Here is a 22,863-nt window from a genome sequence, read left to right as displayed (position 1 = left end):
TATTACCAAGGAGACAAAGAACTATTTTCTGAATTGTTCTTTGTCTCAACCTTTTTTAGTAATATTGGGGTTCTTTGATTCTTAAGTAAATCAAGCCACTTTTTTTCTTCTTTATTTGATAATATATCCTCTTTTATATTAGCTTGACTTGCTTCTTTTTTATCTTGGCTATTTTTATTCTTTTGACTATTTTGTTCACCTTGATTTTTTTTATCTTTTTCATCATTTTGCTTATTACTTTTATCCTTTTGTCTATTTTTATCTTTATTATTATTTTGTTTATTATTGTTACTGTTTTTATTATCATTTTTACCATTATTATTTTTGTTCTTATTATCTTTGTTATCTTTATTGTTTTTATTGTTTTTATTGTTTTTATTGTTCATTGCATTTTTTACAATTTCTAAGTTTTCTTTTGTTTCTTTATCTTCTTTTATTTTTAAAGCTTTTTCATACATTTTTTTCGCATTTTCTAAATCATTTAATTTAACATAAGTATTTCCCATATTGTGAAGTTTTTTGAATTCCAACACTTCATTACTAGTGGTTATATCTTTATATATATCTAAGGCACTTTTGTATTTTTTCTCTTTATACAAAGAATTTGCAAAATCATATTTACCTTCGTTTGTACTTATGAAGTCTTTAAATTTATTAGAAGCAGTTTTATAGTCTTTTTCATTATAAGCTTTTGTAGCATCTTTTATAGTATTAAAATCTAATAATGAAGCTTCTAAGTTAATATTTTGCAAAACTAATATAAATATAGATAATCTTACAAGTGATTTTATGCTTGGTAGTGATGAAACTGCAATCAAGAGTAAAATTAAAGCTAAGCATAAAGGATAATAAAATAGTTCAGTATAAGTTTTTTGTTTTTTTATTTGCATATTTATTTTATTTGCTTTTTTTGTAATATCACTTATAATTGAATTTATATCGTCATCATTTAATGTATAATTTGTATATCCACCATTCGTATTTAAACTAAGTTTTTTTATACTTTCATTCAGTTTTACCATTGCAATATTACCGTCCTTATCATTTTCATACCCATCTTTTAATGGTATTGGAGTAGGTTTCTTTGTAGCAATTGTTATGATATAAATATTTTGATTATTTTCATTTGCATACTCAATTTCTTTTTTGTATTCACCTTCATTTCCACCATCTGTTAATAAAATTATATTTTTTGATTTATAATCTTTTAGTAATTTATTTGAAGCCTCAAGTGCTGAAAATATGTTTGAACCATTATTTATATTTAAATTATAATCAAAGTTTTGAAGTAAAAAATTTAAAGAAGTAAAATCATTTGTAAGCGGTGATAAGATAAATGATGATTGGCCAAAAATTATTACTCCCAGCGAGAGTTGATTTGGTGATTTAACAAGGTCTAGTACCTTTTTCTTTGCCATTTTTAATCTACTTGGAAATACATCTTGTGCAAGCATTGATTTTGATGCATCAATTGCAACAACTACAGGAATGACTTCTTGATTTATATTTTGTTCTTTTTCATTTGTAACAGGTCTAGCAAGGGCAATTACCATAAAAATAAGTGCTAAAAAAAGTAAAATATTTCTACTTTTTTTTGTTAAGTTAGAGTTTGGTATTGCAAGTCTATTTAAAACATCTTGATTAAATATTTTTTCAAATTTACTTTTTTGTGTAACGATTAAAAAAAACAGTACTAATGAGGGAATTAACATCATTAAAAGTACATTAGGGTATAAAAATTGCATAAACACTCTTTTGTGTAGATTTATATAAGAAGCAATTTTAGTAAAGCCTTAGTAAAATTTAGATAAAATCGCTCAAAATAATTATATTGGAGAAAAGTTAATGGAATTTAACGCAAAAAGAGTTGATGAAGCTAATGCAGAAATAACTGCAACTATGAGTAAAGCTACAATCGACGCAAAAATGGACAAAATAGCTAAAGAAGCTGCAAAAACAATGAATATACAAGGGTTTAGAAAAGGTAAAGTTCCTGTAAATGTTGTTAAAGCTAGATATGGTGAAAAATTGTCTGAAGATGCAGCTAACGAAGTATTAAGAGATTTATTACAAGAAGGATTAGCTAAATTAGAAATTGCGAATGATGAATTAATTGGTGAGCCAGGTGTTAGTAAATTTGACAAAAAAGAAAATGGTGATATTGATGTTGAAGTTAAAATATCTTCTAAACCAAAGTTTGACTTAGGTGATTATAAATCATTAATTCCTGCTGTTAAAGAGAAAAAAGTAGCTAAAAAAGACCTTACTGAAAGATTAGAAAATCTTGCAAAAGGTTCAGCTCCATTAGAAAAAATCAAAAGAAAAAGAATGGTAAAAGAGGGTGACTTCGCTGTTATTGATTTCGAAGGTTTTGTTGATGGTGTTGCATTTGAAGGTGGAAAAGCTGAAAAATACGCATTAGAAGTTGGTTCTAACTCATTTATTCCAGGATTTGAAGAACAAGTTTTAGGAATGAAATATGAAGAACAAAAAGATATCGTTGTAACTTTCCCAGAAACTTATCAAGCTAAAAACTTAGCTGGAAAAGAAGCTACATTTAAAGTAACTTTACATGAAATTCAAGAAAAAGTTGCTGCTGAATTAGATGATGAATTTGCTAAAAAAATGTTACCAAATGAAGAAGATGCTACAATGGATACATTAAAAGCAAAAATTGAAGAGCAAATGAAAACTGAATTAATGTATACATATTACAGAGAAGAGTTAAAACCTGAATATTTAGACAAATTAGTTGAAAATGTTAACTTTGCTTTACCAACAAGCGTTGTTGAGCAAGAAGTTAATTATGCTTTAAATAACAAAGTAAGAACAATGACAGAAGAAGAGATTAAAGAACTTCAAGAAAATGCTGAAAAAGTTGAAGCTATTAGAGATGAATTAAAAGCAGATGCTGAAACTTCAGTAAAAGCTACATTTATTGTTGATGCTTTAGCTGCTGCTGAAGGTGTTGAAGTAAATGATCAAGAAGTTACTCAAGTGATTTATTATGAAGCAATGCAAAATGGACAAAATCCTCAAGATGTTTTAAAACAATATCAAGATGCAGGTTATATGCCAGCTATTAAAATGTCTATGATCGAAGATAAAGTTTTAAATAAATTATTTGACGAAAAATTAGGTAAATAAATTAATAAATAGGAAAATTATATGAGTTATATTCCATACGTTGTAGAAAAATCTGGTAGAGGTGAAAGAAGTTATGATATTTATTCAAGACTTCTAAAAGATAGAATTATTATGTTAAGTGGAGAGATAAATGATCCTGTTGCTTCTACTATAGTTGCACAGTTGCTTTTCTTAGAAGCTGAAGATCCAGATAAAGATATCTATTTATATATAAACTCTCCGGGTGGAGTTATCACAAGTGGAATGTCAATATATGATACTATGAACTATATCAAACCTGATGTTTGTACTATTTGTATTGGACAAGCTGCTTCAATGGGTGCATTTTTATTAAGTTCTGGAGTAAAAGGGAAAAGATATTCTTTACCTAACTCTAGAGTTATGATTCATCAACCATCAGGTGGAGCACAAGGTCAATCTACTGATATTCAGATTCAAGCAAAAGAGATTCAAAGAATGAAAGATACTCTTAACCAAATGATTGCTGAACAAACAGGTCAACCATTAAAAGTTATTGAAAAAGATACAGATAGAGATAACTTTATGAGTGCAGAAGAAGCTTGTAAATATGGATTGATTGACGAAGTAATTACAAATCACAAGTAAGAAAAATAATGGTAAGAGAAGTAATAACTTATCCAAATAAGTTACTTAGAACAAAATCAAAAGATGTGGAGAAGTTCGATGATGAACTTCACACTCTTTTAGATGATATGTATGAAACTATGATTGCTCAAAGTGGGGTAGGACTTGCTGCAATTCAAGTTGCAGTTCCACTTAATGCCCTTATTATTTTGATTCCCGATGAAAATGATATTCAAGCAAAAGACTCTTTAATAGAAGCAATAAATCCAAAAATAACTCATAAAGATGGTGTACAAGTTTTTACAGAAGGTTGTCTTAGTGTTCCTGGATTTAATGAAGATGTTAAAAGAGCACAACATATAATCGTAGAGTATCAAGATAGATTTGGAAATCATCATAAAATAGAAACTGAAGACTTTTTTGCAGTTGCTTGGCAACATGAAATGGATCACCTTGAAGGTCACCTCTTTATTGAAAAACTTTCTTTAATGAAAAGAAAGAAATTTGAAAAAGAGTATAAAAAATTCCAAAAAGGTAAATAAATTACATTAAAATTTATATAAAATTACATATAATAAACTAAATAGTTATTATATGGATTTTATATGAAAATAATTAAAAGTGCTACATTAGAGTCATTAGATGCGATATGTGTGGATGTTGAGGCAACATTTACAAAAGGATTACCCAGTTTTTCAATAGTTGGGCTTGCAAGTTCTTCTATTCAAGAATCAAAAGATAGAGTTAAATCTGCTCTATTAACAAATGATTTTAAGTTTCCACCTAAAAAAATCACTATAAATCTTTCTCCTTCAGATATAAATAAAAATGGTACCCATTTTGATTTATCAATTGCACTACTTGTTGCTTTATATGATACAAAAGTAAAGTTTGATAATTTTTATATTTTTGCTGAATTAGCACTTGATGGAACACTAAAAGAGAATAGTTCTATTTTCCCTTCCATATTATCTTTAGCAAAAAAAGTTGATAAATTAAGTGTATTAGTACCAAAATCTATTGAAGATAAAATTGCAATGATACCTAATATAAGTGTATATAGTGCCAAGAATTTAAATGATGCAATTATGTTTTTTAATTCAAAAGAGAAAGAAAAATATAAAGTTCCACAATATAAAATGTCCTGTGACACTTTATTTATAAACAACAAACAATTTTATTATAATAAAAAGTATGAGTTAAATTTTTCAGAGGTAAAGGGACAAAAAGTAGCAAAAAGAGCAGCTTTAATTGCTGTAAGTGGTAACCATAATGTAATATTTGAAGGAAGTCCTGGTTGTGGTAAGTCTATGATAATAAAAAGATTACAATATATCATGCCACCCCAAACAGTGGAACAAATACTTGAAAAGGCAAAATTAGATTCTTTAAATCTAATCGAACCAAATTTTGATGCAAGTACAGTTTTTAGGTCCCCACATCATACTTCCACAAGAGCTTCTATATTTGGTGGAGGTACAATTAATTCTAAAATAGGAGAAATTGCTCTATCAAATAATGGGATATTGTTTTTTGATGAGCTCCCACATTTCCCAAAAGCAATACTTGAATCCATGCGAGAGCCTTTAGAAGATAATAAAATATTAATTTCAAGGGTAAATTCAAAAACAAATTATGAAACAAAGTTTTTATTTGCTTGTGCTATGAATCCGTGCCCTTGTGGCAATTTATTAAGTGATACAAAACAATGTAGATGTAATGAGTTGGAAATCACTAGATATAAATCAAAGTTATCAGATCCTTTTTGTGACAGAATTGATATTTTTGTGACAATGAGTGAGGTAAATTATGATGATAAATCAGATATAAGTTCTAGAAAAATGCACCAAATGGTTTTAAATGCTTTTAAAATCCAAATGCAAAGAGGACAAAATGATTTAAATGGAAAATTAAAAGATGAAGATATCAAAAAATATTGTGTTTTAGATAGTGAGGGTGAAAATATTTTAAATAAAGCTACTCAAAATTATTCATTATCTTTTAGAAGTATAAACAAAGTTTTAAAAGTAGCTAGGACAATTGCAGATTTGGAAGCTAGTGAAAATATAAAAAAAGAGCATATATTTGAAGCACTTAGTTTCAGAAAAAGATAAAATTATTGTATAATGCGAAAAATTAGATTTTACGAAGGAAAACTTCGTATTGATTACAAAGGGATAAAATGACAAAATGCGGATACGTATCAGTAGTAGGAAGACCAAATGCAGGTAAAAGTTCACTTTTAAATTGGTTAGTAGGTGAAAAGATTGCGATGGTTTCTCATAAAGCAAATGCCACAAGAAAAAGATCAAATATAATTGTGATGCATGAAGATGACCAAGTTATATTTGTGGATACTCCAGGAATTCATGAAACTGAAAAACTATTAAATAAATTTATGCTTGATGAAGCATTAAAAGCTATGGGTGATTGTGATTTAATTTTATTTTTAGCACCAGTTACAGATCAAGTTAAATATTATGAAGAATTTTTACTAAAAAATAAAAAAAATACAAAACACCTTTTACTTCTTACAAAAATAGATTTTGTATCAAATGAAGAAGTATTAGCTAAAATGAAAGAGTATGAAAAATATTCAGATAAATACGAATCAATCATCCCTGTCTCTATCAAAAAAGCTACAACCCATGCGGATATTTTAGATGTTGTTGTTAAATATCTTCCTGAACACCCTTATTTGTTTGATCCAGAGATTTTGACAACTGAACATTTAAGAGATATCTTTAAAGAGTTTATACGAGAGTCAATTTTTGAAAATATTTCTGATGAGATACCTTATGAAACAGATGTTTTAATAAATAAAGTTGAAGAAAAAAAGAATGTTGATGTAATAAAAGCAACGATTATCGTACAAAAATCTACTCAAAAGGGTATGATTATTGGAAAAGGTGCAACTGCTATTAAAAGAATCGGAAAAGATGCTAGAGAAAAAATAGAAAAACTAACTGGCAAAAAATGTTTCCTTGAATTATTTGTTTCTATTAAAAAAGGCTGGACTAAAAATAGAGAAGGTCTTAAAGAATTGGGTTACGATATAGATTAATTTAAAAGTTCATATTAATTATTAAATAGTAATTAATATGAACAAATTTTGATATTTTTAAGTTATTAAATAATATAATTTATTATGGAATACTTAAATGACAAAAAAATCATAAATCTTGATTATATTTATACAAACCTGTTTAAAGTCTCTGAACAGATTTTAGACAAAAATCTTGATAAATTTATTCTTCATAATTTAAAAGAAAAAACTACTTTCCAAAAAAATCACAAAACTTTTTATACTTATTTGAAATACTCAAAAGAGTATTTTGCCTGTTCATATGAAAATAAAAATAGTGCAATACTTATAATAGACTTGATTAATGAGTATATTAAAACTAAAAAATTAGATCAAAAAAGAGTATTAGTTTATTATAGTGATTATTTATTATTGTTTGAGAAGAGTTCTTTATATTACTTTCAAAAAATAGAAAAAGAACTTTTAAATCAAGACATAGAAGTTTATATCAAAAAAAGGTTTTTGTTTGATTATGATGAAGTAATGTATATCAAAACTACAGATTTAGAAGTTTACAAAAACAAAAAAACAATCAGTACAGATTTATCTTATATTTATAATAATAGTGAATTAAAATTTTATTACTCATATTTATTTATACTACTTTTTTTATCTTCATCTTTTTTGCTTTTTGAGTATTATGATAAAAAATCTAATCAAAAAGAACTTCATACTATCCATAATAAAATTAAACAGAAAAATTTAATTCCCAAAAGGCAAAGCTTATATTTTAAAATAAGCACTTTATTTGCTATTTTAGAAAAACATAATCTAAAAATATCAAAGTTTGACTTTAGCAATAAAAGTTTATCCGTAACTCTTATTGCTAAAAATAGAGATGATTTTTATGCTTTTATTCAAACTTATAAAAATAGAAAAATAAATTCATTTTTTAAAACAAAGGGTGGTTATGAGATTAGTACATCGTTTGTTTTTTAATACTAAATATAAGGCTTTGTTTTATTTGCTTCCTTTGCTTTTCATGACTTATATTACTTATTCTTTTTATAGTTTTAATAAAATAAATGAATATAAAAGTACAAAAAAAATAAATATAGTAAAAAAAGAGAAGGTAATAAGTATATTCGATTTTATCTTTGATTTAGAAGAAGAGATAAAACATAAAAAAGTAAATATAGGGAATATAAAAATAATGCCTAAAAAAGTCTTTTTACAAATAGAAGATGACTTTTTAAAAAGTTTAAACATTGTTGATTATATAGAAAAATATAGTTCTAAAATAATCATAAAAAAGCTAAGCTTCAAAGCTATTAATGATAATAAAATAGATTTATATATAGAAATAGAATTAAATAAAAAAAATATTTTTTATAAAAATTTAATACCAAAAGAGATTAAAAATATAGTTTTATATCAAAATAATGCAATAAGTAGTAAAGAAGTACTTGTCAAAGATGATATAAAAGAAGATATTAAAATTGATGCCATTATTAATAATACTGTTTTAGTAAATGATAAGTGGTACAAAATAGGAGAAAAAATAAATGACGAAAAGGTGATTTCAATAAAAAGTGATTTTATTGAAGTAGAAAAAAATAATCACAAAACTAAAATATGGATATATCAAAATGAATATACTAGATAATTATAGATGTGATTATGAACTTATTAAAAACTATGAGATTAAAAGCTTAAGAGATAATCTAATTTTGCCGATTAAAAAAGATGAATATTTTATTACAGTAATAGTTTGTGAAGAGAGTTTAAATTTACAGTTAGTTGAGAGTAACTTAGTAATAAAAGAGATAAAATCTAGTAAAAATGAGATTTTATTTTGTTTGGATGATTTTGAAAAAAAGCATCAGATTTATATTAATTATAAAAATTCAATACAACAAAACCAAGAAAAAGCTGTACAAGAGTTTTTTGATTTGTTATTGAATTTTTCCCTTGAAAAAAAGTGTAGTGATATTCATATTGAGACTTTAAGTGAGTGTTTAATTATAAGACTTAGAATAGATGGTATTTTAAAGACATTTTTTAGCTTTGAAATTAGTTTTTATTTAGTCCTTAGTTCATATATAAAACTTATATCAAATATGGATATCACTCAAAAGAGAAAACCCCAAAATGCCAGATTTGAAAAACAAGTTCTAAATAAAGAAAAAATTGATTTTCGAGTATCAACTATGCCCACTATTACAGGTGAATCAATTGTTTTAAGGATACTAGATAATGGTGTTAATAAAAAAGATTTAAATAATATTGGCTTTGATGATATGATATTAAAAAAAGTAAAAAAATCAATTCTTAAATCAAATGGATTGATACTAGTTACGGGTCCAACTGGAAGTGGAAAGACTACTACTTTATACTCTATATTAAATGAACTAAATGATAATTCTAAAAAAATAATTACAATAGAAGATCCAGTAGAATATCAAATAAAAGGCATACAACAAGTCGCAATAAATAATAAAATAGGACTAAGTTTCAATGATGTTTTAAAAAATATATTAAGACAAGACCCAGACATAATCATGATAGGCGAAATAAGAGATGAAGAGTCTTTAAGTATAGCCATTCAAGCTTCCCTAACAGGTCATTTAGTTTTTAGCACCTTACATACGAATGATTCTATTTCAACATTATCTAGGCTATTTGATTTAAATGCAAAGCCATATTTAGTGGCTTCCACACTAAGAGCTGTTATTGCTCAACGGTTAGTGCTAAAACTTTGCTCTTTTTGTGAAGATGGCTGTAGCAAGTGCAATTATACTGGTTTTGATGGAAGATTATCTTTGTTTGAGTTTTTAGAGTTTGATGAAAATATCTCTTCTCTTGTTTCAAATGATTTTGATAAAAACAAGATTATGCACTATGTTAAAAGTATTGGATTTAAATCATTATTTGATGATGCAAAAGAGAAGATTGAAAAAAATCTAACAACTAAAGATGAAGTAAATAAAGTATTGTTTTGAATAAATATAAAATTCATTATCAAGAAAACCAAAAAATCAAATCAAAAATCATAATAAGTGATAATTTAGAAAAAGAAAAATTACCTAAAAATATTGTAAAAATAAAAAAGATAAAAAAGCTCGAATTTAAAAATATCAAAATAGTCAATAAGGCAAGTGAAGAGCAAATAATTGAGCTTTTTATTCAACTTAGCATAATGCTAGATTCTAATATTTTATTAATAGATGCCATAAAAATTCTACAGAAAAGTATCAAAAATAGCTATTTATCAGATATTCTAAACTCCATGGAATCTGCTTTACAAAATGGAAGAGCTATTTATAAAGCTTTAGAAAAATATGAAAAAGATTTGAATCCAATCATAATTCCTTTTTTCAAAATATTTGAAAAAAATGGAAATATAAAAGCCGTGATTGCTGCTTTATCCACACTTTTAAAAATAAGACTTAAAAATAAAAAAGATTTAAAAAACTCTCTAAGATATCCTATTATTGTCATGGTTACTTTTATTTTAGCTCTTAGTATGATTTTTATTTTTGTAGTACCAAAATTTGAAAATATATTTTTGCAGTATCATATGCAACTTCCTATTTCTACTATTTTGTTACTTAGCTTAAAGAATTTCTTTTTAAAGTACTCTTTATATCTTTTACTCTTTTTTATTTTCATTTATTTTGTTATAAAATATTTTATTAGTAAATCAGAGAAATTCTCTTATTATAAAGATGAAGTTATTATAAAATATCTCCCTATAGTAGGAAGTTTAAATAAAACATACGAACTATATAATTTTTTTGTAGCACTAAATATTTTATTGCAATCCAAATATGAATTTCACTTAAGTATGGGAAATGCATTAATTTTAATAAAAAATAAATACCTTTTGGCTAGAATATCGTCTATTAATGAACATCTTAAAAATGGCGAATCAATTTCATATGCATTTAGCTCAACAGAGTTATTTGATGAGTTGGTTATTAGTTTAATAAGAAGTGGTGAAGCTAGTAATTCTTTGGATATATGTGTAGAGAGATTACAAGTTTTGTATGAAAAAAAGTTTGATAAAAAGATTAAATCTTTAACTTCTCTTATCGAACCAATCTTTTTTATACTTATTTCATCACTAATATTATGGATTATGCTTGCAATTTTTACTCCCATATGGAATATGAGTGAGATGTTAAATATTTAAAGGTAATATATGAAAGATGAAAAAAAATTTGAAGATGCAATAAAAAGTGTACTTGAATATGTTGGGGAAGATGTAACTAGAGAAGGCTTAGAAAAAACTCCAAGTCGTGTGAGAAAAGCTTTTGACTTTATGTGTAGTGGATATAATCAAGACCCAAAAAAGATAATTAATTCAGCACTTTTTACAAGTTCAAATGATGAAATGGTTGTTATAAAAGATATAGAATTTTATTCTATGTGTGAACATCATATGTTGCCAATTATTGGAAAAGCACATGTGGCATATATTCCAAATGGAAAAGTAGTAGGACTTTCAAAGATTCCAAGAGTTGTTGATGTATTTGCAAGAAGATTACAAATTCAAGAACAAATGACAGAACAAATCTGTGATGCCCTACATGAAGCCCTAAATCCAAAAGGTGTGGCTGTTATGATAGATGCACGACATATGTGTATGGAAATGCGTGGAGTTGAAAAAATTTGCTCTACAACTGTAACTTCAGCGCTTAGAGGGCTATTTAAAAAAGAGAAAAAAACAAAAGATGAGTTCTTATCAATAGTAGCTCAGTCTTTACATAAATAATACTTCGTGCTTAATTTAGAAAAAATCAAAAAAATCAAATTTTCATATTTTGACTCAAATGGATATATTTATCCATTTGAGATGATTGAAGATAGTTTAGAATTTAAAAACAATCAATTAAAATGTTATATGTATTGCAAAGTTACAAACTTAAGTGCAAATGGAGAGGTTTTTTTATATTTAGAAATTCAAGATAATGAACTGTTTTTTAGAACAAATTATTTTGCAAATAGCAGTGAATACACAAAATTAACTAAATGTAGTGGAAATAATCTGAATTATAAAGTTGATTTTGGAAAAGATTCCTTAGAGTTAAATTTGGAAGTTTTTTAGTTATCAAAGGGTAAGATTATCTTAAATTTTGCACCCTTTTGTTTTTGATTATTGTAGTTAAATTCTGTATTCTCAACTTTTATTTTTCCATTCATGTGTTTTGTAACAATTTCTTCGCACATATATAATCCAATTCCAGTGCCAAAGGATTTCCCTTTTGTTGTAAAGTATGGCTCAAATACTTTTTCAATTATATTCTCATCGATTCCACCTGCATTGTCTATTATATCAACTATTATTTCCTCATTTTTTATATTTGTTTTTATAAATATCAATCTATTTTTTATATTATTTTCTATAAAAGCATCTTTTGAATTATTAAAGAGGTTTATGAATATTTGCATTAGGGCATTGTTGTCATTTAATATTTTTATATTGTCTATCTCATTTATAAATTCAATATTCTCATTTTTAAATTTACTTCCAATAACTAAAAGTGACTTTTCAAATGTATCTTCAATATTAAAATATATTTTTTCTTCTGAAGGTTTAAAAAAACTTCTAAAGTCATCTATTGTTTTTGATAGATATTGAATCGTGTCATTAATAAGTTTCATAGACTCATTTATTTCTTTACTATCTAAGGTATTCATTTCATTTTTTAGACTAATAGTTGTAGAAATTGTTGAGACATTAGATAGTGGTTGTCTCCATTGGTGTGCAATGTTTTCTAAAACTTCTCCCATAGCAGCCATTTTAGACTGTTGCATCATCATTTTTTCTTTCTCTTTTACTTCTGTAATATCTACAGCATTTGCAATCACTGTTCTTTTTTTATTTTTTATTCCAAATGGAGCAGAATAAAAGTTCCAAACTATAATCTTCCCAGATTTTGTTTTGATATATAATATTCCATTATCAACGATAGTATCAATATCATAAAGCTTATCTATTGATTCCTTTACATTTGAGGCATTTTCTCCATAGGCTTTTTTTGTCCATTTATCAATAGTATCTATTTCTTCATATTTATACCCAGTTAGTTTTTCAAAGGTTTTGTTTATTGTTAAAACTTTTCCATCTTCATTAAAAATTATTATTGGAGAAGCTAAATTATCAAGACTTTTTTTAAAATATTCTTTTAAATCTTCTTCTTTTTTAAATTCTTTTGAAATAATAAAGTACAAAAATAAAGAAGTAGCAGAAATAAATAACCAACCTTTAATAGTTTGAACAAAAGTTAAAAGTTCATTTTCTTGAGTGAAGAGTAAGATAGTTTTGTCTGAGAATAAAATCCAAAAGAAACTTAATATAAAATAAATTGCAGCTATATAAAATGCTGAAGAAACTTTCTTCATTAGGCTCCTTTATTGTTTAATTACATTATATCCTATGACTAGAGTAAAATTAGTTTTGCTAGCATCAAAAAACTAAAAAAACCAACAATATCAGTAACTGTTGTAAGTAAAACAGTACTTCCAACTGCTGGGTCAATATTATATTTTTTTAAAAAAAGTGGTATGGTTGCTCCAAAAAAACCAGCACTAAATAGATTGATTATCATAGAAAGAGCTATTACTAAACCTAATAGAGCTGTATTAAACCAAAAATAAGTGATTACACCAACAACCAGGGCAAAGAGTACACCATTGAGTAGTGATACTAATATTTCTTTCATAATCGCATCTTTTGAGTTTTCAAAATCTATCTCACCTAAAGCCATTCGTCTAACCATAACCGCTAAAGTTTGTGTTCCAGCGTTTCCCCCCATTGAAGCTACTATTGGCATAAGTACAGCTAGTGCAACAAAGGCTTGAATAGTTTGATCAAAAAATCCAATAACCATAGATGCTAAAATTGCAGTTCCTAAATTTATAAAAAGCCACATTGCTCTTTTTTTAGCTGTGAATATAAAACTATCATGTTCAAAATCATCATGAACCCCAGCTAATTGGTACATCTGTTCAGTTGCACTATCTTCAATAACATCTAAAATATCATCTGATGTAATTCTTCCTATTAGCATATTTTGATAACCAACTACGGCCACAACACTAAGGTCATATTTCTCAAATTGCTTTGCAACATCTTTTATAAGTTCGTCATCATTTACTTTATAAGGTTTAAACCTTTTAGCTCCATACTCTTCAATTAGTTCTTTGTAGGTTTTTTTATAATCAAAAATAATCAAATCTTCTAACAAAATAGAAGCCACTAAAATCTTATTATCATCTACTACATAAACTTGATGTATATTTTCAAGTTCTTTTTCTTCTTTTGCAATTCTAAGTTTTTCTATTGAGTTACTGATTGTTTCATTTAAGTTTGCACTAAAAAGCTCTGTTTGCATATATGCACCAGCTTCTCCTGCTTCATATCTTTTTAGCCAGTTGATTTCTTCTTGGTCATCAACTTCAAGACCATCAAAGATCTCTTTTGCTTTATCAACATTAAGTTCTTCAATTTCTTGTAAAATATCTGTTTGGTCATCAGATTCTAACTCATCAACAGCATCTGTAAGTTTTTCAATAGTTAGTTCGTGATAAGCATATTCTCTTAGTTTCTCAGGAAGTTCTAAAATTACATCCCCAAGTATATCTTCAGGTAAGTTTTTTAATACAAAGAGAAAGTCATCTGGATTTTTTTTTATTATTTTCTTTAAAGAATAAGCTATATCACTTGGATGTAGCTTATCTAACTTTTTTAAAAGTTCAGTTGGATTTTTTTCTATAGATTTTTCATTTATTTTCAAATTTACACTTTCAATAAGCTTTTATTTGGTATTTCTTTTAAATCCAGAACTTCTTGCGTTGGATTTTTACTTTTCTCATCAAGTTCTTTTGATAAGGCTTTTGTATATTTAAGAAACTTTTTCTTCGCAGTTCCTTTCAATTTTGTCTTTGTTACTCTTACTATTTTAGCTGGATTTATAGCTCTTCCATTTTTATATAAACCAAAGTGTAAATGTGGGCCAGTACTAACACCTGTAGTACCCACATAGCCAATTGTTTGACCTTGTCTAACTCTACTTCCTACTCTAAGTCCTGGTTTAAATCTACTTTGGTGTGCATAAAGAGTTTTATACCCATTTTTATGAACTATTTCAATAACATTTCCATATCCACCTTTTCTACCTCTGTAAACAATTCTTCCATCCGCTGCTGAATGAATTGCTCTTCCTCTTGGGGCTGCATAATCAATACCTAAGTGAGCTCTATATCTTTTTAATACTGGGTGCCATCTTTTTCTTGTAAAAGGACTTGAAATACGAGTATATGTTAAAGGTATCTTAAAAAAGTAACTTGTTAAGCTTTTACCGGCTTCATTATAATATTTACCATCATCTTCATTTTTAAATATAAAATATTCTTTATTTCTTATTTTTACAACTGCTGAGATAATATCTGGTGTTCCATGATATTGACCTAGTCTGATTCTTTGTCTATATTTTATTGTAATTGTGTCATCTTTTCTCATATATTTAAAGTTTACACTTCCACTATATGCTCGTATAAACTCATTTGCCAATTCACTATTTGATGTTTTATTTAATATGTCTTGATAAGGTGATAATGTAATTGGAATAGTTACAGTTTCAACAACTTCATCAAAAATAATTGGAAGAGTAGAGAATTTATAACTATCCCCATCTTTATAAATTTGTAGTTGTATCTCTTCTGATACTTCAATTAAAGCTTGTACAAGCTCACCTTTTTCGTTTTTTGTTTCATAGTAAGTGGCACCTGCTCTAATTTCTGAACATAACTCTTTGTCTTCCCTTTCCAAATTGAAATAAAGTTTGTTATCTATATTGTTCTCTTGTAGAAATGTTAGAAAGGTATCACCCTTTGGCCAAGACAGTTTTTTTACTTCTAAACTAAATAGTGAGCTCACTATTAATAAAATGCATATTAAATACTTCAAATCGTTTCTCTTTTTATTATAAAATCAAGAGTATTATTATACAATTGCAACCTTAAATATAATTTTGGAGAAGTTTTTGAAGAAAATTGCGTTTTTAGTTTTAGTCTTATTTAATACATATCTTTTAGCTGATTTTGTATCGATATATAGAACAATGGGAATTGAAGAAGTACAAAAAGAGTTAGATAGACAACTTAAAAGTGAAGAATATTGGAGTAAATATTTAGAAAACATTGATGTTAGATATGGATATTATGAATCAAAAAAGTATGTTTTAGTAGCTGATAAACTATCAAAAAAGTTTGAACTTTTCAAAAGAGAAGATAAAAAGTTTTTAAAAATTCTTACGCAAACAATGATTAGTGGAGAAAAAGATGGTGACAAATTCCTAGAAGGGGATTTAAAAACTCCTATTGGAGCTTATAGATTAACTAGAAAATTAACTAAACTTGATCAGTTTTACGGTCCTTTGGCATTAGTAACAAACTATCCTAATACTTTTGATAAATCTTTAAATAAAGAAGGTCATGGAATTTGGATTCATGGTATGCCTTTTGAAGAAACTAGATCAGATTATACAAAAGGTTGTATTGCATTAGATAATGAAAGTTTAGTGACTTTAGATAAAAATATAAATTATGATGAATCAGTTTTATTGATTTCAGAAAAAGATATTGAACCAACAACTAAAAAAGAGATGAGTGAAGTGTTAGCTTTTATTTTTTCTTGGACTGATGCTTGGAGAGTTTCTGATGTAGAGAAATATTTAACTTATTATTCAAAAGATTTTAAAAGAGCAAATGGACAAGATTTTGATGCATTTAAAAAACACAAAGAGTATATCTTTTCAAGAAAAGAAGAAAAAATAATTAATTTCTCAAATATAAATATAATGCCTTATCCAAACTCTTTTAATAAAAAAATGTTTAAAATAGTTATGGATGAGCATTATAAAACAAAATCATATCTTTATGATGGAGTAAAAGAGCTTTATATACAACTAGATAATGGAAAAATTTCAATCCTTTCTGAGGGTTAAAACTTTTATTAAATCTTCTTTAGTTATAATCACGCATTAATAAAACAACTTAAGGTTAATAATGCAAAAAGAGATGACTATTGAAGAGATGGCACTTGCCCACTCTTTAACACTTGAAGAGTTAGAAAACGTAAGAACAATTTTAAAAAGAGAACCAAACCATGTGGAAATAGGTATTTTTTCTGCTATGTGGAGTGAACACTGTTCATATAAATCTAGTAAAAAATACTTAAATGGCTTTCCTACAACTGCTCCATGGGTTATACAAGGTCCAGGTGAAAATGCTGGAGTTATTGATATTGGTGATGGATATGCTGCTGTATTTAAAATGGAATCACACAATCATCCAAGCTTTATTGAACCTTATCAAGGTGCTGCTACTGGTGTTGGTGGTATTTTAAGAGATGTATTTACAATGGGTGCCAGACCAATTGCAAATATGAACTCTATTAGATTTGCTTCTATTGAGGGAGATTCTGAAACTGCTCAAAAACATAGATTTTTACTTCGAGGTGTAGTTGCTGGTATTGGTGGATATGGTAACTGTATGGGAGTTCCAACTATTGGTGGAGAGACTACTTTTGAAGAGTGTTACGCTGGAAATAACCTTGTAAATGCCTTTACTTTAGGTTTAGCAAAAGCTGATGAAATTTTCTATGGTAAAGCTGAAGGTTTAGGTAATCCTGTTATGTATGTAGGAAGTAAAACTGGGCGAGACGGTCTTGGTGGAGCAGTTATGTCATCAGCTTCATTTACAGAAGACTCTGAATCAAAAAGACCAACTGTACAAGTTGGAGATCCATTTACTGAAAAACTACTTTTAGAAGCTTGTTTAGAGTTGTTTAAAACTGATTTAATTATCGGTATTCAAGATATGGGAGCTGCAGGGCTAACATCATCATCATTTGAGATGGCTGGAAGAAGTGGTTCAGGTATGATTATGCATTTAGATAAAGTACCTGCTAGAGAAGAGGGAATGACTCCTTATGATTTCATGTTAAGTGAATCACAAGAGAGAATGCTTATTTGTGCTAAAAAAGGTTGCGAGCAAGCAATTATTGATATATTTGAAAAATGGGAATTAGATGTTGCTGTTATTGGTGAAGTAACAGATACTGGAAATATGGAACTATTCTGGCATGGTGAAAAGTGTGCAGAAGTTCCTGTTCAACCAGTATCAGAAGAAGCTCCTATTTTAGATAGACCAGTTAAAGAGCCTGAATACTTAAAAGATATAAAAAATATAACTTTAGATAAAAATATTTCAAATCAAGAAGCTTTTGACGCTATGTTTAGTGATATGGAAGTTGTTGATAAATCTTGGGTTTATTCTCAATATGATTCTATGGTACAAACAAATACAATCGAAGGACCTGGAAGTTTAGATGGTTCATCAATTAGAATCAAAGAGACAGGAAAAGCACTTGCTATGAGTGCTGATTGTAATACAAGACTTTGTTACATCAACCCAGAACTTGGAGCTGCAGCAGCTGTTATGGAATCTGGAAGAAATGTAGCTATGAGTGGAGCAAGACCAAAAGCAATCACAGATTGTCTAAACTTTGGAAATCCTCAAAACCCAGAAGTTATGTGGCAGTTCAAAATGGCTTGTGAAGGTATAAAATCAGCTTGTAAAGCTTTAGTAACTCCTGTTATTGGTGGAAATGTATCTTTATACAATGAAACAAATGGAGTAGGGGTTTTCCCAACACCTTCAATTGCAATGGTTGGTGTAAATGAAGATGCAAATAAAGTTTTACCTTCAAGATTACAAGAAAATGGAAACACACTTTTCCTTTTAGGTGATACTAAAGGTGAGTTTGGTGCTTCTTTATATATGAAAAAAATGTATGATAAAGTTGCAGGTGTTCACCCAGAAGTAGATTTTGCAAAAGAGTTAGCACTTTGGGACACTGTTATTGATGCAAATACAGCATCTCTTTTAGCAAGTGCTAAAGATGTAAATGTTGGTGGATTAGCAGTTGCAATTGCTAAAATGGCAGTAGTTGGAAACAAAGGTGTAAAAGTATCTGTTGAATTAAATGACTCAAAAGATATCTTCTGTGAATCATTAAGTAGAGCAGTTGTAGAAGTAAAAGAAGAGAATATCGAAGCATTTGCAAAAATAGCAAATGAAAAAGGTATTTCTTGTACAAAAATTGGAACAGTTGGAGGAGATACAATCTCTATCAATGATGTTACAATCTCTTTAGAAAATGCAAAAGATATTTATTTTAATAAATTTAAAAAAGTAATCGAACAAGACTTATAATAAAAAAGGCTTTTTGCCTTTTTTATAAAACTACTAATCTAATACAATTAGGAACTCAATGGAAAATATAAGCATAATAACTATAATAGCAATTGCCTTTTTGGGTTCTTTTGGACATTGTGTTGGAATGTGTGGGGGAATAGTTGTAGCTTATTCAAGTACAAAGATAGATAACTCTTGGAGTAAGGTAAAACAATCCCTATCTCATATCTTATATGCCCTTGGAAGAGTTTCTACTTATACAATATTGGGTTTTATTTTTGGATATTTTGGAAGTGTTGTAACTTTTAATCATACTACTAATGGGATATTACTTTTAATTACGGGTTTTTTGATGATTTTAGTTGGATTATCTTTAAGTGGTAAATTAAAATTTCTAGTTAATATAGAGCACTCAGTTTCAAAATCAAAAATCTATCAACAAACTTTTCGCAAATTATTAGGCTCTAATACTTTTATTAGCTTTTATTTATTGGGCATGTTAAATGGACTTCTTCCTTGTGGTTTTGTTTATGTTTTTGCAATAACAGCTGCTAGTACAGGAAGCGCTTTCTGGGGTGCTTTTGTAATGTTTATCTTTGGCTTAAGTACAATTCCTGCAATGTTTTCATTAGGTTTTTTTGTGGGAATTTTTAAACAAATTGCCTTAAGAAATCTTTTTATTAGCATAGCTGCAATTTTAGTAATTATATTTGGTATTTACACAATGTATAATGGCTATGAGTTTTTAAGTAATCCTAATAAATCAATTATTAGCACTCACTCTTAGTTCAATTGAATCAGAAATATCAGTATTTATTACAGAAACTCTTTGCATAGCACTATCAACCATCATCTCTAAAACTTTGTCATAATTTATATCTTGAGTTAGTTTAAATGCTCTTGGAAAATAGTCACTTCTCTCATTCATTCCTGGTATTAAATTGATTTCAAGAAAAAAACATTCACCTTCTTTATTAGTTTTTATATCAATTCTTCCATAATCTCTTATGTCCAAATGTCTAAATGTATCTTGGGCTATTTTTTCAATTTTTCCCTTAAGAATAGAATCTTCTATAACTAAGAGTTTTTCATTATTTTCTCTTTTAACTCTTTCTGATAATATATTGTGTCTAGATTCTGAATTGCTAGCCAATATCTCAATAGCACTTACTAATAGTTCATTTTCATCTTTTTTTATAATAGCAACTGTAAATTCTCTTCCATCGAGGTATTTTTCTACTAAGATAGGTTCTTTAAATAGATTATATAAAGATAATATTTTGCTTTCATATTCTTTGAAATTATTAGCCAATGAAAAATCATCTATTCCATAGCTATTTGCAGTATTTACAGGCTTTAAAAAAACTGGAAATTCTAAAGGAAAATCTTTTTCTTTATATTCTTTTGGATTTGCTATAAAATAATCTGCTGTATTTATACCTTTTCTTCTTAAAAATGATTTTGCAAGGGCTTTATTTGAATCATATTTCAATACATCTTTTTCACATCCTGTATAGTTTATATTATGTTTTTTAAAATATTCACACAACAAAATATTTGATTTGTTTTTTAGTTCTAGGTATTTAATTGCTAAAATAACTAAGTCAGGTTTTCTTTTTAGTACTTTTTCTAAATCTTCTTCACTTTTACAGATATTCATTCTTGCATTATCATGTGATACTTTTAGCGTATTTAATATATTTGTACAAACAGCTAAAGTACCAAAGCCATTCTCTTTTAAGGTTTCATTTTCAGTAGTTATAATCTCTATCTTCACGCGTTTTCCCCTTTGTTTTTAATAATTTAAAACTTTTGCTTAGGGTAATATTGGTAGTAAATACCATTTTTATTGAATATTACAGCTAATAAATAGTTGTCTTTTTAAGTAGTAAGTTATGATAGTAGTTGTAAGTATAGCGTAAATATGATTATAAGACAATGCATATTGTAAGCTTTATTTAAAAGGTAAATACTCTATTCCTTCCATTTTCTTTTGCTTCATATAAAGCTTTATCTGCATTTTTAAATACCTCTTCAAAGGTTTGTTCTGAGTTTTTGAAACTGCTTATTCCAAAAGATACAGTTATATGTTTTACAGTGGGAAATTCAGTTTTTGATATATCAATTCTGAGCTTCTCTGCAATATTTTCGGCAACTTGTAAATCTTTTGTTTTTAGTAATAAAACAAACTCTTCACCACCCCATCTTGCAAAAATGTCATTTTGTCTTATTTTTTTTGAAACAGTACTTGCTAACTCTTTTAAAATTTCATCTCCCACATCATGTCCATAGGTATCATTTACAAGTTTAAACTTATCAATATCCAATATAGCAAGACAATAATTATAATTTAGAACTTTGTCTTTTATTCTCTCTTGTAGACCTCTCCTATTATGAATACCTGTTAGGGCATCATTATATGCTTTTGTTCGTAAGTTATTATTTGAATTGGTAAGTTTTGTATTCTTTTCCCTGAGAATTACTAAAAGATGGTTAAAAAACTTGGCTACTATTCCTACTTCTGTATCTCTTTCTTCATGAATCTTTTTTTGAAGATTTCCTGTTTTCATTATATTTACAATACTTTCAATAGTGTCAACCCAAGGAAGTTTTGCATTATGTTCACTTCTATTTAATCCTAAAACTTCATGTTTTTTACTAACTCTTAATAAGTTTATTTTATATAAAAAGTAAAACAAAACTAGACCTAAAGTAAATGCAAAAACAAAAGCAACTACTACACCAAGTGTTTGTACATAAATAAAATGAACTCTAGTAAAACCTTCTGGAAGTTTTCCCAATAACCCAACAGCAATTGTTCCCCATGCTCCTACAAAACCATGGATACTAACAACACTTAGAGGATCATCTACTTTAAGTTTTTTTATTAAAAATTGATCACTATAGTGCATCACATAAGCAGATATAAAACCTACAAATGCAGATTGTGCTATAGTTAATTCATAACAACCAGCTGTAATTCCTACTAATCCTGCAATAATTCCAAAACTAAATAATTCAACATCAACTTTTTCCTTATTGTATAAAGTTATAGTCCATGCACCAAATCCACCAAAAACAGCTGATAAAAGAGTATTTAATAAAATAGAAGTTACAGAAAAATTAAATTTTAAAAGACTTCCTGCATTGAAACCAAACCAAGCAAAAAATAGAATAAATACACCAAAAACTATAAAGTTATGGTTACTAGGCGCAAAATATTTTATCTTGCCATTTTTTTTAAATTTACCAAGTCTTGGACCTAAAATAATTGTTCCTGCTAATCCAATCCAAGCACCAAGTGAATGTACAACAGTAGAACCTGCAAAATCAATAAAGCCAAGTTCATGTAGCCAACCATTGTCATTCCATGCCCAATGCCCAAATACAGGATAAATAATAGCAGATACTGTAATTGAAACAACAATGTAACTAGTAAATTTGATTCTCTCCGCCACTGCTCCTGAGATGATAGTTATAGCAGTAGCTGCAAACATAGCTTGGAAGAAAAAAATTCCATTTTCTTCTAAATCAAGTCCATCTATTAAGAATTTATCTTGACCGATAAGACCTAAACTATCAGTTCCAAACATTATGCCAAATCCAATAATCCAAAAAAAGATGATACTAAAAACAGTATCAATAAGATTCTTCATAGCTACATTAATAGTATTTTTAGTCCTTACAGTTCCTGTTTCTACAAGTGCAAATCCAAGTTGCATCATAAATACTAAAAATCCACAAAGTAAAATCCATAATAAGTCCATATTGTTCATAAGTAGCTTCCTAATGTAACACATATATGGAAAAATAGTATCAAAAAACAACGATTATAAAAT

General features: G+C 27.4%; 20 protein-coding genes. 14 read left to right on the top strand and 6 right to left on the bottom strand.

The window, feature by feature from the left end; translation table 11 throughout:
• Positions 1-2 precede the first annotated feature (2 nt).
• Positions 3-1,745 carry a VWA domain-containing protein gene (locus LXN10_RS02835; RefSeq protein WP_375724434.1) on the bottom strand — a complete coding sequence of 581 codons (1,743 nt, stop codon included), beginning with the start codon at positions 1,743-1,745 and terminating at the stop codon, positions 3-5.
• A gap of 100 nt (positions 1,746-1,845) precedes the next feature.
• On the opposite strand from LXN10_RS02835, the gene tig reads away from it, so the two are divergent.
• From tig to LXN10_RS02780, 11 genes are all read left to right on the top strand, one after another.
• Positions 1,846-3,147: a trigger factor gene (tig, locus tag LXN10_RS02830; protein WP_375724433.1), complete on the top strand. Its 1,302-nt coding sequence runs from the start codon at positions 1,846-1,848 to the stop codon at positions 3,145-3,147.
• A 21-nt stretch (positions 3,148-3,168) separates the two neighbouring features.
• Positions 3,169-3,753, top strand: a complete 585-nt coding sequence (gene clpP, locus LXN10_RS02825) for an ATP-dependent Clp endopeptidase proteolytic subunit ClpP (protein WP_375724432.1) — start codon at positions 3,169-3,171, stop codon at positions 3,751-3,753.
• A gap of 8 nt (positions 3,754-3,761) precedes the next feature.
• Positions 3,762-4,274 (top strand): peptide deformylase, encoded by a 513-nt coding sequence (gene def / locus LXN10_RS02820; RefSeq protein WP_375724431.1) that lies wholly within the window; start codon positions 3,762-3,764, stop codon positions 4,272-4,274.
• A 63-nt stretch (positions 4,275-4,337) separates the two neighbouring features.
• The gene (locus LXN10_RS02815; RefSeq protein WP_375724430.1) at positions 4,338-5,846 is read left to right on the top strand and encodes a YifB family Mg chelatase-like AAA ATPase; all 1,509 of its coding nucleotides are present in this window, start codon (positions 4,338-4,340) and stop codon (positions 5,844-5,846) included.
• Positions 5,847-5,914: 68 nt separating this feature from the next.
• Entirely contained in the window at positions 5,915-6,796 is an 882-nt protein-coding gene (era, locus tag LXN10_RS02810; protein WP_375724429.1) for a GTPase Era, read from the top strand.
• 84 nt (positions 6,797-6,880) lie between these two features.
• Positions 6,881-7,756: a hypothetical protein gene (locus tag LXN10_RS02805; RefSeq protein WP_375724428.1), complete on the top strand. Its 876-nt coding sequence runs from the start codon at positions 6,881-6,883 to the stop codon at positions 7,754-7,756.
• A complete protein-coding gene (locus tag LXN10_RS02800) occupies positions 7,728-8,423 on the top strand; it encodes a hypothetical protein (RefSeq protein WP_375724427.1) in 696 nt (231 codons plus the stop codon). The genes LXN10_RS02805 and LXN10_RS02800 overlap by 29 nt, the downstream gene beginning before the upstream one ends.
• Positions 8,407-9,759: a GspE/PulE family protein gene (locus tag LXN10_RS02795; RefSeq protein WP_375724426.1), complete on the top strand. Its 1,353-nt coding sequence runs from the start codon at positions 8,407-8,409 to the stop codon at positions 9,757-9,759. Before LXN10_RS02800 ends, LXN10_RS02795 begins: the two co-directional genes overlap by 17 nt.
• Entirely contained in the window at positions 9,756-10,952 is a 1,197-nt protein-coding gene (locus LXN10_RS02790) for a type II secretion system F family protein (protein ID WP_375724425.1), read from the top strand. The genes LXN10_RS02795 and LXN10_RS02790 overlap by 4 nt, the downstream gene beginning before the upstream one ends.
• A gap of 9 nt (positions 10,953-10,961) precedes the next feature.
• Positions 10,962-11,534, top strand: a complete 573-nt coding sequence (folE, locus tag LXN10_RS02785; protein WP_375724424.1) for a GTP cyclohydrolase I FolE — start codon at positions 10,962-10,964, stop codon at positions 11,532-11,534.
• Between the two features lie 6 nt (positions 11,535-11,540).
• A complete protein-coding gene (locus LXN10_RS02780) occupies positions 11,541-11,867 on the top strand; it encodes a hypothetical protein (protein ID WP_375724423.1) in 327 nt (108 codons plus the stop codon).
• On the opposite strand, the gene LXN10_RS02775 is transcribed toward LXN10_RS02780, so the two are convergent.
• From LXN10_RS02775 to LXN10_RS02765, 3 genes are read right to left on the bottom strand one after another with little or no spacing between them, the layout of a single operon-like run.
• Complete coding sequence (locus LXN10_RS02775; RefSeq protein ID WP_375724422.1) at positions 11,864-13,165, bottom strand: PAS domain-containing sensor histidine kinase; 1,302 nt, start codon at positions 13,163-13,165, stop codon at positions 11,864-11,866. The two genes, LXN10_RS02780 and LXN10_RS02775, sit on opposite strands and share 4 nt — an antisense overlap.
• A gap of 38 nt (positions 13,166-13,203) precedes the next feature.
• Positions 13,204-14,559, bottom strand: coding sequence for a magnesium transporter (gene mgtE / locus LXN10_RS02770; protein WP_375724421.1), 1,356 nt, complete (start codon positions 14,557-14,559; stop codon positions 13,204-13,206).
• Between the two features lie 2 nt (positions 14,560-14,561).
• On the bottom strand, positions 14,562-15,731 hold the full coding sequence (locus tag LXN10_RS02765; RefSeq protein WP_375724420.1) for a peptidoglycan DD-metalloendopeptidase family protein: 1,170 nt from the start codon (positions 15,729-15,731) through the stop codon (positions 14,562-14,564).
• A gap of 76 nt (positions 15,732-15,807) precedes the next feature.
• Between LXN10_RS02765 and LXN10_RS02760 the strand changes: the two genes are divergently transcribed.
• The 3 genes from LXN10_RS02760 (at position 15,808) to LXN10_RS02750 (ending at position 19,811) form a co-directional block, all read left to right on the top strand.
• Positions 15,808-16,770, top strand: a complete 963-nt coding sequence (locus LXN10_RS02760; protein ID WP_375724419.1) for a L,D-transpeptidase family protein — start codon at positions 15,808-15,810, stop codon at positions 16,768-16,770.
• Between the two features lie 61 nt (positions 16,771-16,831).
• On the top strand, positions 16,832-19,042 hold the full coding sequence (gene purL, locus LXN10_RS02755; protein WP_375724418.1) for a phosphoribosylformylglycinamidine synthase subunit PurL: 2,211 nt from the start codon (positions 16,832-16,834) through the stop codon (positions 19,040-19,042).
• A gap of 58 nt (positions 19,043-19,100) precedes the next feature.
• Positions 19,101-19,811 (top strand): sulfite exporter TauE/SafE family protein, encoded by a 711-nt coding sequence (locus LXN10_RS02750; RefSeq protein ID WP_375724417.1) that lies wholly within the window; start codon positions 19,101-19,103, stop codon positions 19,809-19,811.
• On the opposite strand, the gene LXN10_RS02745 is transcribed toward LXN10_RS02750, so the two are convergent.
• Positions 19,788-20,801 carry a D-alanine--D-alanine ligase gene (locus LXN10_RS02745; protein ID WP_375724416.1) on the bottom strand — a complete coding sequence of 338 codons (1,014 nt, stop codon included), beginning with the start codon at positions 20,799-20,801 and terminating at the stop codon, positions 19,788-19,790. The two genes, LXN10_RS02750 and LXN10_RS02745, sit on opposite strands and share 24 nt — an antisense overlap.
• Positions 20,802-20,982: 181 nt before the next feature.
• Positions 20,983-22,800 carry an ammonium transporter gene (amt, locus tag LXN10_RS02740; protein ID WP_375724415.1) on the bottom strand — a complete coding sequence of 606 codons (1,818 nt, stop codon included), beginning with the start codon at positions 22,798-22,800 and terminating at the stop codon, positions 20,983-20,985.
• Positions 22,801-22,863 lie beyond the last annotated feature (63 nt).

The sequence above is a fragment of the Arcobacter iocasae genome, assembly GCF_042214795.1.
Lineage (GTDB): Bacteria > Campylobacterota > Campylobacteria > Campylobacterales > Arcobacteraceae > Arcobacter > Arcobacter iocasae.
This window is presented reverse-complemented; position numbering and strand designations above follow the sequence as displayed.